This window comes from Vibrio rhizosphaerae, from assembly GCF_024347095.1.
Taxonomy (GTDB): domain Bacteria; phylum Pseudomonadota; class Gammaproteobacteria; order Enterobacterales; family Vibrionaceae; genus Vibrio; species Vibrio rhizosphaerae.
In genome coordinates this window covers 817,553-831,163 of sequence record NZ_AP024904.1, presented here as the reverse complement: position 1 = coordinate 831,163, position 13,611 = coordinate 817,553, and the positions used below count along the sequence as shown (strand labels likewise).

Genomic DNA, 13,611 nt, shown 5'->3' with positions numbered 1-13,611 from the left:
CCGTCTTGGTGCAATAAGACTGGGTTCAACGGTTCTTAGTTAAGAGTGATTGATGGTTTATGAAAGCGAACGCCAACTCAGGTCAGACAACAAGTCAGCCCCCGCAACCTTTTATTCAACAGCCGCAGCAAATTGAAGCGACCAGTTTCGAGATCATTGATCAGATCATTGAAACCGATTTTCCGGCCTATCGTTTTCATCATCCGCTTGAGAAAAAAATCATGACCCGGGCGATTCACACGACCGCCGATTTTGACTGGCTGGAGATACTGAAATTTTCCCCTACGGTGTTGACGGATTTACCGGGTCAGATTGCCGCCGGATGTGTGTTTTATACCGACACGACCATGGTGCTGGCCGGGATGAATAAATCCCTGTTACGTCAGTTTGGCTGTGAGGTGCGTTGCTATATTGCCGACCCGGATGTGGCAGCGACGGCCAAGGCACAAGGTAAAACCCGTTCGATGGTCGCAGTTGACAAGGCATTGGCGGAAACTGAAAACGCGGTGTTTGTGTTCGGTAATGCCCCGACCGCACTGTTTCAGCTGCTGCAGAGTGCCGGTGCAAACCGGCCTGTGACCATCGGTGTCCCGGTAGGCTTTGTCGGCGCGGCTGAATCGAAACAAGCCCTGTACGACAGCGATTTTCCTTTCATTACAGCCCTCGGACGCAAAGGCGGCAGCAATGTCGCTGCCGCGATTGTCAATGCGGTGTTGTATCACATGCAGGAGGCGTGATGACCGAACCTGCACTTCAGGATCTTATCTGGCACCGTGGGAAAGCTTATCGCAAGGGCTATACCACCGGCTCGTGTGCGACCGCGGCAGCGAAAGTGGCAGCGCTGATGTTGCTGCGTCAGCAACTGATTCATCAAGTCTCTATTGTGACACCTTCCGGTGTGTCTCTGCATCTGAGCGTGGAACAAGCCTCTGTTGCCGAGTCCGAAGCGGTTGCCGCGATTCGCAAAGATGGCGGGGATGATGTCGATGCCACCCACGGGATGTTGATCTTCGCCCGGGTGAGCCGCCATCCCGGAACCGCGATTGAGATTATCGGCGGGGCAGGTATCGGCACCGTGACACGGCAAGGGGTTGGTTTACCGGTCGGCAGTGCGGCAATCAATAAAACCCCGCGGCATACCATTGAACAGGCGGTTCGTGAGGTCATCGGGCCGAATCAAGGCGTAACGGTCGAGATTTTCGCCCCGGAAGGGATTGAGCGAGCCCGGCAAACCTACAATGCCAAGCTGGGGATTGAAAACGGGATTTCGATCATCGGCACTACCGGGATTGTGACGCCGATGTCTGAAGAGAGCTGGAAACGTTCGTTAGCCATTGCGCTGGAGCAGAAAAAAGCACAGGGACACCGCCGGGTCATTTTGGTCCCGGGCAATCATGGCGAGCGGTTCGTGCGTCAGCAACTGCATCTGAATCATGAAATGGTCGTGACCATGAGTAATTTTGTCGGCTACATGCTGCAAGAGGCCAATCGTCTCGAATTTGAACAAGTTTTGCTGGTCGGGCATATCGGCAAACTGATTAAGATTGCCGCCGGTGTTTTTCATACCCATTCGCATATTGCCGATGCCCGGATGGAAACGCTGGTCACTCATCTGGCGTTGCTGGGGGCACCGAATGCTTTGTTGCAACAGGTTTATGCCTGTCCGACCACCGAAGAAGCGCTGGCATTGATTGAACAGGATGGCTATCAGGCGGTGTATACCGCGCTGGCGCAGCGGATCTGCACGCGGATCGCAGACATGCTGCGCTATGCCAGTCATCCGTTGAAGTGTGATGTGGTGCTGTTTTCTTATGACCATCAGATCTTAGGCTCGCAGCGACCGATTGATGCCATTCTGGAGGATTACCAATGATTTATGTCGTCGGCACCGGCCCCGGGCGGGAGGACATGTTAACGCTTGCGGCACGTCAGTTGATTACACGGGCTGAGGTGTTGGTCGGCTGGCCGAGATTATTGCGCCTATTCCCTGATTTTCAGGGGGAGCGGATAGCGATGTCGGGCAGTATCGACGCCATGATGCAATCTCTGGCGGCACTTGCTTCGCGTCAGGTCGTGGTGCTCGCTTCTGGGGATCCGATGTTATTTGGGATCGGCAAACGGATCTGCCAGCATTTTTCGCCCGATGAAAGGCAAGTCGTCCCCGGGATCAGTTCGATTCAGATGCTGTTTGCTGAAATCGGCATGGATATGAACGATCTCTACATCACCAGCAGTCATGGTCAGTCACCGGATTTTGACTTTCTGTTCGCACACGACAAAGTTGCGTTAGTGACCGACCAATATCTCGGGCCGTATCGCATCGCGCAGCAAGCGCTGGTCCGCCAGCTGAAACGGACATTCATTATTGGTGAAAATCTGGGTTATGCCGACCAGCGGATTTCGATGTTGCAGGCAGCGCAGGTGCAGCGGAACTATGACATGAATGTGCTCGTTGTTCTCAATGAATCCCCTGAACGCATGTTCTGAACAAAAACAGGTTGAATCAAAGTGACTGAATGTAAGAGGAAACGATGAAAGATAGTCAATTTCTAAGGGCCGATAAAGTACCGATGACCAAGCAGGAAGTCCGTGCTGTGGTGTTGGATCGTTTAGCACTCGGTCAGGCGCAGCGGTTTGTCGATGTCGGTGCCGGAACCGGAAGTGTTGCTATTGAAGCGGCGCTGCGTTTTCCTCAATTGATGGTGACCGCGATTGAAAAGCATAGCCATGCCATTGCAGTTATGCAGCAAAATCTCAGGCACCACGATGTCGGGCGGGTTGCGCTGGTGCAGGCTACGGCGCCTTGTGAACTCCCGATAGTGGCCGATGCGATGTTTATCGGGGGCAGTGGGGGGAATCTCACGGCGATTATTGACTGGGCACTGGCTCATTTGACGGAGCAAGGCCGGTTGGTGATGACATTTATTCTGCAAGGCAATCTGCATCAGGCGTTAGAACACCTCAATCACTGCCCGATCCGGGAGCTGGACTGTACGCAGATCATGGTGTCCCCGCTGACCCCGCTGGGGAGCAGTTACTACTTCAAACCCAATAATCCCACGTTTGTGATTTCGTGTACTAAGTCTACCAAAGGGAGTCAACAATGACCGAGATACCGGACAAAAGTAAAGTCTACTTTGTGGGGGCCGGTCCCGGTGACCCTGAACTGATGACCCTCAAAGGTTATCGTTTGTTGCAGCAGGCGGATGTGGTGATTTATGCCGGTTCACTGATTAATCCGGCGTTGCTCGACTACTGTAAACCGGAAGCCGCATGCCATGATAGTGCGTCCTTACATTTGCAACAGATTATTCAACTGATGGTGGATGGCATTCGCCACAATCAGCTGGTGGTGAGACTGCAAACCGGTGATTTATCTTTGTATGGCTCGGTTCGCGAACAGGGCGAAGAACTTGCAAAACAGCAGATTGGTTTTTGCTGTATTGCCGGGGTGTCTTCTTTTCTCGGTGCGGCGGCGGAACTTGGCGTCGAATACACGGTGCCGGAAGTGTCGCAGAGCCTTATTATAACCCGCATGGCTGGGCGGACGCCGACCCCTGAACTGGAATCGCTGATACGCTTTGCCGGTCATCAGACATCTATGGCAATTTTCTTGTCAGTTAAAGGCATTGATGCGGTGGTTGAGCAACTGGTGCTGGGCGGGTATCCGGTACAGACACCGGTCTCGGTGGTATATAAAGCCACTTGGCCTGACTGTCAGATTCTCAAAGGTACACTGGCCGATATTGCGCAAACGGTGAACGATGCCGGGATTCAAAAAACAGCGCTGATTCTGGTCGGCCGCTTCTTGGGAGAAGAATACCACTACTCCAAACTTTATGATGCGGCGTTTAGTCATGAATACCGTTAATGGTCACGTCGTCTCACTGTTTAGCCTGACCCCGGGCGGACAGCGTATTGCCCGGCGTCTGCGTCAGGCTCTGCCGACACTGTCGATAACTTGTTACTGCGCTGAAAAGTATCTTCAGAGCGATTTTCTGCCCTTTGACGGCACACTAAAGCAGACCGTGGCACAGCGGTTTGACTGTGACAGCGCCCTGATTTTTGTCGGTGCCTGTGGCATCGCGGTGCGTATGATCGCGCCGCTCCTGAAAGACAAATTTACCGACCCGGCTGTGTTGGTGATCGATGAACAAGGGCAACATGTCATCAGTGTCTTGTCGGGGCATATCGGGGGCGCGAATGAACTGGCCCGGACGGTGGCCGGAAGCATTGGCGCACAGCCGGTGATCTCGACGGCAACCGATGTCAATCAAACCTGTGCTTTTGATGTGTTGGCGCAGCAGCTCAATGCGGCCTGTGCGCAGTTTCGGGTGGCAAGCAAAACCATCAACCAACTGCTGGTTAGCGGTCATGATGTCGGAATTTATATTGACCCGTGGCTTGAAGCTACCCTCGGCTTTGAGATTCAGCAGTTTGATATTCGCGGCTTAACCGTGGTGACTGAGCAAGAGGTTGGCCGGGGTCAATTGTCCGCCTTGATCGATGTATCGATGCAACACACGCGGCCTGACTGGCCGATCCCCAGTTTTCAGTTGATCCCGAAACGGCTGGTGGCCGGTATTGGTTGTCGAAAAAACATCGCTTCTGAACGACTATCCGCGTGCTTTCAGCAACAACTGCAACATCTCAACATGCATCCGCTTGCGCTGGCCGCGATTGGCAGTATTGACCATAAAGCCGATGAACCGGCGATTGTACAGCTGACGCAGCAATATCAGGTGCCATTTAAAGTGTTCAGTGCCGCCGATTTAAGCACCTGTGCGGGGCGCTTTACCCAATCGGAATTTGTCCGGCAGACGGTGGGTGTCGGCTGTGTGTCTCAACCGGTCGCCTGGCTGCTCAGTGACGGCTGTCTATTGGGCGACCCCTTTAAACAACAAGGTATTACGCTGACCTATGGAGTCATAAAAACATGTTATATGTCGTAGGAATTGGCCCCGGTGGTCAGGAAATGATGACCGCAGAAGCCCGCGCTGCCATTGAAGCGGCAGACGTGATTGTCGGATATAAAACCTATACCCATCTTGTTAAAGCCTTGGTCGGTGACAAACCGGTGATTAAAACCGGGATGTGTAAAGAGATTGAGCGGTGTCAGGTGGCTCTTGAAATCGCCCAATCGGGCAAAATCGTCGCTTTGATCAGCAGTGGTGATGCCGGGATTTATGGCATGGCGGGTTTGATTCTGGAAATGGTGACCAAACAGACGTGGCATGTTGAAGTGAAAATTGTCCCGGGTATGACCGCAAGTATCGCCGCCGGTGCAGCACTGGGCGCACCGCTGATGCATGATTTCTGTCATATCAGTCTGAGTGACTTGCTGACACCGTGGCCGGTGATTGAGAAGCGCATCCGTGCTGCCGCTGAAGCAGACTTCGTGATCTGTTTTTATAACCCGCGGAGCCGCGGACGGGAAGGGCACTTGCGTCATGCGTTTGAATTAATGTCGCCCCACAAAACAGCGGATACGCCGGTCGGTGTCGTCAAAGAAGCCGGGCGACGCAAACAAACCCAATGGCTGACCACCTTTGCCGAAATGGATTTTGAACGGGTTGATATGCGTACCATGGTGATTGTCGGCAATCAGTCAACCTACATTGAACAAGGCCTGATGATTACCCCGCGAGGGTATACATTATGAGCCCTGCGCATGTGCTGGTGTTCGGTGGTACGTCCGATGCAGTGACACTGTGCCGGATGCTGGAACAAGCCCGGATCCGCTATACCTTATCGGTGGCAACTCCGACCGGTCTGGCTGCGGTGCAGTCGTTGACAGCACCGGTGATTCAGGGCCGGCTGGATGCCGACACAATGCGTCGCTGGATATGCGAACATCAGGTCGATTGTGTGATTGATGCCGCCCATCCTTATGCGCAGCAACTGCGGGAAACCATCGTTGCGGCCAGTCTGAAAACCGGGTGTCCGGTGATTCGTTATGAGCGACCGATGCCGGTTGAGTTTGGCACGCATCCGTTACTTATCAAGGTCAACAGTATTGCGGACGCCTGTGACCAGATCACCCCGACACAGCAGAAAGTTTTGCTGACCACCGGCAGTAAAGACCTCGCCCGGTTTTGTCAGCAACTCAGTGATAAAACGGTGTATGCCCGCGTTTTGCCGACCGCAGCCGTGGTGGCGGAATGTGAATCCCTCGGGTTGAATTATGCACAAATTATCGCGATGAAAGGCCCTTTCCCTGCGGCGATGAATCACGCGCTGTACGAGATGATTCAGCCTGATGTGGTCATCACCAAAGAGTCCGGTCAGGCCGGTGGTTTTGCCGAAAAAGTGCAACCGTGTCTTGCGCTCGGTATCCCTTGTATTGTGATTCGACGACCGCCCCAGCGTTTTGTCTCCCACTATATTGAAACGTTACACGATCTTGATGCGTGCGAAGCGCTGTTTTGCTCGTGGCAACAGAAGGAATGATGTGATGAAAAAAGCACTGCTAGTGATTAGTTTCGGAACCAGTTATCCGCAAGCACGGCAAAAAAATATTGAGGCGTGTGAACAAGCTTTGGCCAATGCATTTCCCGACCGGGATTTCTTCCGGGCTTTTACTTCATCGATGATCATCAAGAAGTTATCGCAGCGGGACGGTCTGGTCATTGATCAGCCGCGTCAGGCATTGGCGGCGCTGCAACGGGCCGGATATCAGGATGTATTGATTCAGTCACTGCATATTATCAACGGAGACGAATATGAAAAAATCGTCCGGGAAGTGGCAGATTGCAAAGATCAGTTTGCGCGTCTCGAAGTTGGTGTGCCGCTGCTCAGCCATGAAGATGACTATCAGCGCTTGATTGATGCGCTTGAACATCAGTCGCCACCACTTGCCGCGGATGAACGCTTGGTGTTGATGGGGCATGGCACCACTCACCATGCCTTTGCGGCCTATGCCTGCCTCGATCATATGCTGCAGGCACGTCAGCGACCTTTTATGGTCGGCGCGGTGGAAAGTTATCCGGGCATCGATACCCTGATTGCCCGGCTACAGCAGGCGCAGGTGCGCAAAGTGTATCTGATGCCGCTGATGCTGGTTGCCGGAGATCACGCCATTCATGATATGGCATCCGATGACCCGGATTCATGGAAAGTTCAGATCCAGCAAGCCGGCATTGTCGCCGAGCCGATTGTGCAGGGTTTGGGTGAAAATCCGCTGATTCGTCAGTTATTTATTGACCATTTAGCGGCGGTTTCATCTTCAGAGATGACTGCACAGGCATCGGGAGCAGCAAGCCAGACGCCGCAAACGGTTCAACCATCCGTCATGACGTCACGACCTGTTAAGGAGTCAGTCGCATGAGTGATGGAAAGTTAAACAATGGTGGGACGTTAAACAATGGCGGGATGTTAAACAATCGTGGAAAGCTATTTGCAATGGGCACCGGCCCGGGCGCAAGTGACTTAATCACTGTCCGTGCGGCCCGGATTCTGGGGCATCTTGATGTGTTGTACGCCCCGGCTGGCCGTCGGGAGGGGGATAGCCTTGCGCTGTCCATTGTGCGTGAGTATCTGGGGGAGCAAGTGGTCATCAAAGCGCGTCATTTCCCGATGACTCGTGATGACGCGGCGAAGCGTCAGGTCTGGGATCACATTGCCGCAGAGATGGCCGAAGATGTTACCGCAGGCAAGCAGGTTGGTTTTATCACGCTGGGTGACAGCATGCTGTTCAGTACTTGGGTGTTTTTACTGGAGCGCCTTGCCCCGCATGTTGAGATTGAAGTGGTGCCGGGGATTACATCGTTTGCTGCAATTGCTGCCCGGGCGCAGTTCCCGCTGTGTATGGAACAACAATCGATGGCGGTTGTGTCTTGTACCGCTGATGAAGACGTGTTGCGTCGTGCTCTGAATGAGCATGAATGTGTGGTGTTGATGAAAGTCTACGGGCGATTTGAAACCATCCGCACCTTATTGGCTGAGTTGGGATTGCTGTCATGCGCGATTCTGATGGCCAATGCGTCAATGGACAACGAGAGCTATTACCCTGACCTGAGCGCGATTGAACCGGGGGACGGGACGGGGAGCCGACTCCCTTATTTTTCAACCATTCTCGTCAATCGGCGACGCTCGTTCACTCTGGTATCAAACGACACATAAGGAACAAAGGTATGTTTTCTTCATTTTTCCGCATTCCTGCCGGGATATTGCTCGGGGCGATGACGTTGTTGATGTTTCCGAACAATGCCAATGCCATGCATATCATGGAAGGCTTTCTGCCACCGGTATGGGCGTTGAGCTGGTGGGTATTCTTTTTACCCTGTTTGATGTTGAGTATCAGAAAAGTCAAGCATCTGGTCGCCAATGACAGCGATAAAAAGGTACTGCTGGCGTTGTGCGGCGCATTCATTTTTGTCCTGTCAGCGTTAAAGCTGCCTTCGGTGACGGGCAGTTGCTCTCACCCGACCGGTGTCGGTCTGGCGGTGATTCTGTTCGGCTTGATGGTGGTGCCGCTGCTCGGTGGCATTGTACTGCTGTTTCAGGCTTTGTTACTGGCGCATGGTGGGCTGTCTACGCTGGGGGCCAATGGTATGTCGATGGCTGTCATCGGGCCTTTGGTTGGTTATGGGGTGTGGGTGGCGGCGAACCGACTTCACTGCCGAAAAGAGATTGCGGTGTTTCTGTGTGCTGCCGGAGCGGATCTTGCCACATATGGGGTGACTTCTGTTCAGCTCGGACTGGCATTCCCGGATCCGCAGCTCGGGCTGATGGCCTCGGTGAGTAAATTCATGGGAGTTTTTCTGCTGACACAACTGCCCATTGCGATTGCCGAAGGGTTACTGACGGTATTGATTTATGAGCAACTCAATCAACGAGGATTGCTCGGAGCAACACAAGGTGCGCTGAGATGAAAAAGAATGGATTGATACTGTTGTTGGTCGGCTTGCTGGTTATCATGCCGTTCGTGTTTGGCGTTACGGGTGACTTTGGTGGCTCAGATGGTCAGGCGGCCTCGGTGATTAGTGAGATTGCGCCGGATTATCAGCCGTGGATTGAACCGATATTTGAACCGGCCAGTGGTGAGATTGAAAGCTTGCTGTTTACATTACAAGGCTCGCTTGGCTCGGCGGTGATTTTTTACATTCTTGGCTTTTATCAAGGGCGTCGGCGTCGTCATGCTACTGATCGATAAATATGCCTATCGGAGTCGGTGGGTTGGTGTGTCACCAATCTACAAAGGCGGGCTTTACCTTCTCTCGTTGTTGTTGGCCCTGACACTGCCGGTCGTCTATCAATGGGGGCTATGGTCGTTGCTGACAGGCTTAACCTGTATCGGTGGCCGGATCCCGCTCAGGCAGTACCTGCGCTGGCTGCGGTTGCCGGTTGGTTTTGTGCTGCTCAGCATCATGGCAATGGTGCTGACCTATCATCCAAGCCCGGACGGGTTGATCATCAGTCTGCCAGTGGCTGACGGGTTTGTCGGGGTCAGCCGTGAACTGTGGGGGATGGCTGAACAGACTTTGATGCGCTGTTTATGTTCAATGGCGGCCACTTGCTGTTTTGTGGTCTCGACGCCATTCAATCAGTGTATCCGGCTGCTGAAAGCCACTCGCTTGCCCTTGGTGGTGATTGAACAGGTACTGCTGACTTACCGGTTCATTTTTATCCTGATTGAAGAAGCGCACGCTATTTTTACCGCCCAGACGCTGCGTTTTGGTTATATCCGCTATCGTCATTGGCTGAAATCTCTGGCGCTGTTGGCGGGGATGCTTTTGCAACGCGTGTTGCTGCGCCATCAGCAAATGAAAGTATCCCTTGCGGTGAAGCTATATCAAGGAGAGTTTTTCTGATGACGTTATCGGTTCAGGCGATGGGTTTTGCTTATGAAGATGATTCGCCGGTGCTCAAGCAGGTGACGATGGATTTCGCGGCACATGCTGTCGTCGGGGTGGTCGGGGCCAATGGCTGTGGCAAATCAACGTTATTTAAACTGTTACTTGGCTTATATCAGCCCGCTCACGGTCAGGTTTTATGGCAGGGGCAGCCTTTGACATACACTAAAAAAGCGCTGTTTGAACATCGTCAGCGTGTCACTTTGGTGTTTCAGGAGCCGGATCAGCAAATCTTTTATACCGATGTGTTTGATGATATTGCATTTAGCTTAAGAAATCTGGGAGTGGATGAAACGGAGATTCAGCGACGTGTTCACCAAGCCCTGTCACTGGTGGATGGACAGCGTCTGATCCATCAGCCGGTTCAGTCTCTCAGCTACGGACAAAAAAAACGGGTCGCGATTGCCGGAGCACTGGTGCTGGACAGTCAGTATCTGTTGCTGGATGAACCCACCGCCGGATTGGATCCCGCCGGGATGCGTCAGATGAAATCTCTGATTGAGACATTTGCGGCACTCGGTAAACATGTGGTGATGTCCAGTCATGATATCAATCTGATATATGAGCTGTGTGATTACGTGTATGTGATGGCTGAGGGCAAGGTGGTGAACGCAGGAAAACCTGCCACCGTTTTCCTTGATCAGGCCGAGATGGAGAGGATCGGCCTGACGCAGCCGTGGCGGATCAAAATGTATCAGGAGTGGGGAATTCCTTTAGAAGAGTGAGTTTCCCCTGAACATCGCCACTAAAATCAAAAAGCCTGAATCGACATTTTTCGAATCAGGCTTTTCACGGTATAGCGGTGAAGCTCACGATATAGCGGTGAAGCCGACGGATCTGGCACGGCGTTTAGCAGACCGTAAAACAGAGCAGGTGTTTTGCCATTTCGTGCTATTTGTAAGGGGGAAGATAAAATTTAAAATCAACCTGTTACATGATAGAAATGAGCTTGAGTGCACCTACTATAACAAAAATCACCACGATAATTTTCAGGATTTTATCGGAGAGTCGGTTTGTCCCGGCTTTCCTTTTTTTCCTCATTGAATGTGAAGCGGTTTTGGGTGCTTTAGTCTGACTTTTTCTTGGGCTGGGTTCAAACCATGCACTGCTGTTGTCGCTATGACCATCATAACGGAATCTGCTTCTGTCATTGGCATCATGAGTCGTGTGCATATCTGACGAAAAGTCCGCATCAGCTGGCTTATTCACAAGGGCATAGATCAGCCGATTGAAGTCTCCATCCGATATTGAAATCTCTTGCTGAGCCAACTGTTGTTCGACTAATTGTCGGGCTTCCTCTTCTGAATATTGTTTATTGGGATCAGAGATAATTCTGACTTTCCCTTCTTCGGCTTCATTCATTAATTGGTTATAAAAGTCACCCATAATATTTTGAGAAACCTGGTCACCAAGTATGCTGGAAGCCATGACCTCAACCAGTTCTGGCGGGGCATCATGCACCCCCTGCGCTCTGAATTGTTCTTTGACAAGCGCGATTGCTTCTTCTTTTGTTGAAGGTTTATCACCCTGCCATTGAAACTGATATGAATCCTGAAGAGCAGAAGGCTCACCGTTCTGAGAATTAAACGATGAATATGAAGAGTTATCACCCTCAATCGTTTTGGTTTTGAATGTAAACTTATGACTGGTTTTAAATGTATCTTTAGACATAACAGTTCTTCTACCTGCTCATGATTGAAAACTTGAAATATGTTAGTGCCGACACACTATACCATATAAATTTTAATCTAATCATTTCTAACAATAATTAAAATAACAATGCATTAACAACATTCGTGAGTCCGGGTGTGAGTCCGGACGATGCAGTGAGACACATTCGATGATGCTTTTATTGTATATGTAGTGGTCAGCGAGATTTCTGTCTGTGAGCCGAGAGACATGACCTCATTGACAGCCACTGGAAAATGATGACAGATGAGGTTCAGGCGACCATGAATGTTCAGAGCAGGGTTGTAACCTGCTCTGATTTGGGGGTGACTGAACTTGAATGGCCCGGGCTTATCCGCGACAAGCGGTAAAAATATCTTTTCCGGGGCGATAAAGTTGCGTGGATACATTGAGTGCACCAAGCAGTGAATCAAACAGATTATCTTGTGATACCTGAGCAGTCTGAGCCTGTTTTTTCAGGCAGGATTCATCAAGATGCTGCGCGGTCCGATATCCCTCTGACAGCCACACCATCAACGGGACGTGTTTTTGTTCCTTCGGTGCGATTGAGTAGGGTAAACCATGCAGGTAGATACCATTTTCCCCGAGTGATTCGCCATGATCGGAGAGATAAATCAGGGCGGTATTATATCGATCAGAGAGCTGCTTTAACCGGGTGATCGTTTGAGCAACAACGTAGTCCGTGTAGCGAATGGTGTTATCGTAAGTATTCATGAGCTGATCAGGCGTACAGTTTTCGATATCATCCCGCTGACAATCCGGCTTAAAGTAAGCAAACGTTTTTGGGTAACGTTGAAAATAGGCGGGCCCGTGACTGCCGATTAAGTGGAGCACCACTAAGCGGTTGCCATGCAATGCATTGACATCCTGCTCGAAATCATTGAGCAAAGCCATATCTTTACACCCGGCGAGACTGCATAGCGGATCGTGAGAATTCCGTTTCAGTTCCTGATATTTCACATGTTTCGGGATCCCTTTGCTGGCACCATCATTCTCTTTCCAGAAAATATCGATACCCGCTCTTTTCAATACGTCGAGCAGATTGTCCTGATGGTAGGCTCGTTGCTCATTATAATTTTTCCTGTCGAGCCGGGAAAACATGCAGGGAACCGAAACCGCAGTTGCCGTACCGCAAGAAGCGACGTGTTGGTAGGAGATAACGTTCAGTGCATCGGTGAATGGGGTGGTTGGCCTTGGGTAGCCATTTGCATGATAATTGTATGTTCTGGCGGTTTCACCCAAAATAAATACAACCAGTGACGGCTTTTGTCCGGGGACTACTGTTTGTTTGGCATCCAGTCCAATATGGACATAAGGTAATGGTTTATAAAAATAGTTTTGATGAATATATTCGACAATACCATTAATGTAATACGTCGGAATAATCATCCGTTTGATATATCCATTATTGCGGCCGATCGATGCATAATCTTGATAATATGCGGAGGCAATCAGGATAATACCCAGCCCGGATATAAACATAACCCCTAATTTTTTCGCAATCAAAGGCAGTATTTTTTCGTGTTTGATGGGCGTTAAAATTAACAATACGGTTGGCAGTACGCCCAGACCGATAAACCAGAACACCGACCTGAAACTAAGGTAAGAAGAGGCCTCACCGACGTTAGTTTCAATAAAGTTTTCTATCATTTCTGCGCTGAATATCGTGCCATAATTATAGGTGGCATAACTGACAAGACTTGAGGTCAAAAGCAGAATGGAAAAGAACAACTTTGTTATTTTGGGCCATGAAAACAGACTAAAAATAATGGTTAAAGCGAAGGTGAAAAAGAATGGAATCGAAATAATGAATCCAGTATCGACTGCATCCAGTTGATTAAATATCTCATGCAGTGCTTTATAAACTGGTAAATTTAAAATAACAGCGAAATAAATAGCAATGATGATTGTGATTGCATGATAAGAGAACTTAAATTGTTTAATATTATTTATTATTTTCATTTTGTCATGGCTTGTTAGTCAGGATCACTGAGAAATTTCTGCAGCACTCATTGGCACGGCTCAGTTACCTATGAGTCGATTCCAGATGAAAAGTTGCGTAACGGTA

16 protein-coding genes are annotated in these 13,611 nt (G+C 50.6%); 14 read left to right on the top strand and 2 right to left on the bottom strand.

Annotated elements, in window-relative coordinates; all coding sequences use genetic code 11:
- Nucleotides 1–59 precede the first annotated feature (59 nt).
- The 14 genes from OCV37_RS18780 to OCV37_RS18715 are packed head-to-tail and all read left to right on the top strand — an operon-like array spanning nt 60 to nt 10,579.
- A complete protein-coding gene (locus OCV37_RS18780) occupies nt 60–737 on the top strand; it encodes a cobalt-precorrin-8 methylmutase (RefSeq protein WP_051680213.1) in 678 nt (225 codons plus the stop codon).
- Complete coding sequence (gene cbiD / locus OCV37_RS18775; RefSeq protein WP_038177853.1) at nt 737–1,873, top strand: cobalt-precorrin-5B (C(1))-methyltransferase CbiD; 1,137 nt, start codon at nt 737–739, stop codon at nt 1,871–1,873. The genes OCV37_RS18780 and cbiD overlap by 1 nt, the downstream gene beginning before the upstream one ends.
- Complete coding sequence (locus tag OCV37_RS18770; protein ID WP_038177854.1) at nt 1,870–2,487, top strand: cobalt-precorrin-7 (C(5))-methyltransferase; 618 nt, start codon at nt 1,870–1,872, stop codon at nt 2,485–2,487. Before cbiD ends, OCV37_RS18770 begins: the two co-directional genes overlap by 4 nt.
- Nucleotides 2,488–2,531: 44 nt before the next feature.
- Complete coding sequence (locus OCV37_RS18765) at nt 2,532–3,107, top strand: decarboxylating cobalt-precorrin-6B (C(15))-methyltransferase (protein WP_038177856.1); 576 nt, start codon at nt 2,532–2,534, stop codon at nt 3,105–3,107.
- The gene (locus tag OCV37_RS18760) at nt 3,104–3,871 is read left to right on the top strand and encodes a cobalt-precorrin-4 methyltransferase (protein WP_038177857.1); all 768 of its coding nucleotides are present in this window, start codon (nt 3,104–3,106) and stop codon (nt 3,869–3,871) included. Before OCV37_RS18765 ends, OCV37_RS18760 begins: the two co-directional genes overlap by 4 nt.
- The gene (locus tag OCV37_RS18755; protein ID WP_038177859.1) at nt 3,858–4,952 is read left to right on the top strand and encodes a cobalt-precorrin 5A hydrolase; all 1,095 of its coding nucleotides are present in this window, start codon (nt 3,858–3,860) and stop codon (nt 4,950–4,952) included. Before OCV37_RS18760 ends, OCV37_RS18755 begins: the two co-directional genes overlap by 14 nt.
- On the top strand, nt 4,937–5,662 hold the full coding sequence (locus tag OCV37_RS18750; protein WP_038177860.1) for a precorrin-3B C(17)-methyltransferase: 726 nt from the start codon (nt 4,937–4,939) through the stop codon (nt 5,660–5,662). Before OCV37_RS18755 ends, OCV37_RS18750 begins: the two co-directional genes overlap by 16 nt.
- On the top strand, nt 5,659–6,450 hold the full coding sequence (gene cobK, locus OCV37_RS18745) for a precorrin-6A reductase (protein WP_038177861.1): 792 nt from the start codon (nt 5,659–5,661) through the stop codon (nt 6,448–6,450). Before OCV37_RS18750 ends, cobK begins: the two co-directional genes overlap by 4 nt.
- 4 nt (nt 6,451–6,454) lie before the next feature.
- The gene (gene cbiK / locus OCV37_RS18740; RefSeq protein WP_084717377.1) at nt 6,455–7,327 is read left to right on the top strand and encodes a sirohydrochlorin cobaltochelatase; all 873 of its coding nucleotides are present in this window, start codon (nt 6,455–6,457) and stop codon (nt 7,325–7,327) included.
- On the top strand, nt 7,324–8,121 hold the full coding sequence (locus tag OCV37_RS18735; protein ID WP_211252017.1) for a cobalt-factor II C(20)-methyltransferase: 798 nt from the start codon (nt 7,324–7,326) through the stop codon (nt 8,119–8,121). The genes cbiK and OCV37_RS18735 overlap by 4 nt, the downstream gene beginning before the upstream one ends.
- Nucleotides 8,122–8,132: 11 nt before the next feature.
- Nucleotides 8,133–8,873 (top strand): energy-coupling factor ABC transporter permease, encoded by a 741-nt coding sequence (locus OCV37_RS18730; protein WP_051680215.1) that lies wholly within the window; start codon nt 8,133–8,135, stop codon nt 8,871–8,873.
- Entirely contained in the window at nt 8,870–9,154 is a 285-nt protein-coding gene (locus OCV37_RS18725; protein ID WP_038177863.1) for an energy-coupling factor ABC transporter substrate-binding protein, read from the top strand. Before OCV37_RS18730 ends, OCV37_RS18725 begins: the two co-directional genes overlap by 4 nt.
- Nucleotides 9,138–9,812 (top strand): cobalt ECF transporter T component CbiQ, encoded by a 675-nt coding sequence (cbiQ, locus tag OCV37_RS18720; protein ID WP_038177864.1) that lies wholly within the window; start codon nt 9,138–9,140, stop codon nt 9,810–9,812. Before OCV37_RS18725 ends, cbiQ begins: the two co-directional genes overlap by 17 nt.
- On the top strand, nt 9,812–10,579 hold the full coding sequence (locus OCV37_RS18715; protein ID WP_051680216.1) for an ATP-binding cassette domain-containing protein: 768 nt from the start codon (nt 9,812–9,814) through the stop codon (nt 10,577–10,579). The genes cbiQ and OCV37_RS18715 overlap by 1 nt, the downstream gene beginning before the upstream one ends.
- 205 nt (nt 10,580–10,784) lie before the next feature.
- Here OCV37_RS18715 and OCV37_RS18710 read toward each other — a convergent pair whose 3' ends face one another.
- Nucleotides 10,785–11,525 (bottom strand): hypothetical protein, encoded by a 741-nt coding sequence (locus OCV37_RS18710; RefSeq protein WP_038177865.1) that lies wholly within the window; start codon nt 11,523–11,525, stop codon nt 10,785–10,787.
- A 348-nt stretch (nt 11,526–11,873) separates the two neighbouring features.
- Entirely contained in the window at nt 11,874–13,505 is a 1,632-nt protein-coding gene (locus OCV37_RS18705; protein ID WP_038177866.1) for a phosphoethanolamine transferase, read from the bottom strand.
- Nucleotides 13,506–13,611 lie beyond the last annotated feature (106 nt).

What these genes read in the sequence shown, in the direction of transcription:
- OCV37_RS18780 (WP_051680213.1), top strand. Translation starts at nt 60, where the DNA reads ATGAAAGCGAACGCCAACTCAGGTCAGACAACAAGTCAGCCCCCGCAA.
- cbiD (WP_038177853.1), top strand. Translation starts at nt 737, where the DNA reads ATGACCGAACCTGCACTTCAGGATCTTATCTGGCACCGTGGGAAAGCT.
- OCV37_RS18770 (WP_038177854.1), top strand. Translation starts at nt 1,870, where the DNA reads ATGATTTATGTCGTCGGCACCGGCCCCGGGCGGGAGGACATGTTAACG.
- OCV37_RS18765 (WP_038177856.1), top strand. Translation starts at nt 2,532, where the DNA reads ATGAAAGATAGTCAATTTCTAAGGGCCGATAAAGTACCGATGACCAAG.
- OCV37_RS18760 (WP_038177857.1), top strand. Translation starts at nt 3,104, where the DNA reads ATGACCGAGATACCGGACAAAAGTAAAGTCTACTTTGTGGGGGCCGGT.
- OCV37_RS18755 (WP_038177859.1), top strand. Translation starts at nt 3,858, where the DNA reads ATGAATACCGTTAATGGTCACGTCGTCTCACTGTTTAGCCTGACCCCG.
- OCV37_RS18750 (WP_038177860.1), top strand. Translation starts at nt 4,937, where the DNA reads ATGTTATATGTCGTAGGAATTGGCCCCGGTGGTCAGGAAATGATGACC.
- cobK (WP_038177861.1), top strand. Translation starts at nt 5,659, where the DNA reads ATGAGCCCTGCGCATGTGCTGGTGTTCGGTGGTACGTCCGATGCAGTG.
- cbiK (WP_084717377.1), top strand. Translation starts at nt 6,455, where the DNA reads ATGAAAAAAGCACTGCTAGTGATTAGTTTCGGAACCAGTTATCCGCAA.
- OCV37_RS18735 (WP_211252017.1), top strand. Translation starts at nt 7,324, where the DNA reads ATGAGTGATGGAAAGTTAAACAATGGTGGGACGTTAAACAATGGCGGG.
- OCV37_RS18730 (WP_051680215.1), top strand. Translation starts at nt 8,133, where the DNA reads ATGTTTTCTTCATTTTTCCGCATTCCTGCCGGGATATTGCTCGGGGCG.
- OCV37_RS18725 (WP_038177863.1), top strand. Translation starts at nt 8,870, where the DNA reads ATGAAAAAGAATGGATTGATACTGTTGTTGGTCGGCTTGCTGGTTATC.
- cbiQ (WP_038177864.1), top strand. Translation starts at nt 9,138, where the DNA reads ATGCTACTGATCGATAAATATGCCTATCGGAGTCGGTGGGTTGGTGTG.
- OCV37_RS18715 (WP_051680216.1), top strand. Translation starts at nt 9,812, where the DNA reads ATGACGTTATCGGTTCAGGCGATGGGTTTTGCTTATGAAGATGATTCG.
- OCV37_RS18710 (WP_038177865.1), bottom strand. Translation starts at nt 11,525, where the DNA reads ATGTCTAAAGATACATTTAAAACCAGTCATAAGTTTACATTCAAAACC.
- OCV37_RS18705 (WP_038177866.1), bottom strand. Translation starts at nt 13,505, where the DNA reads ATGAAAATAATAAATAATATTAAACAATTTAAGTTCTCTTATCATGCA.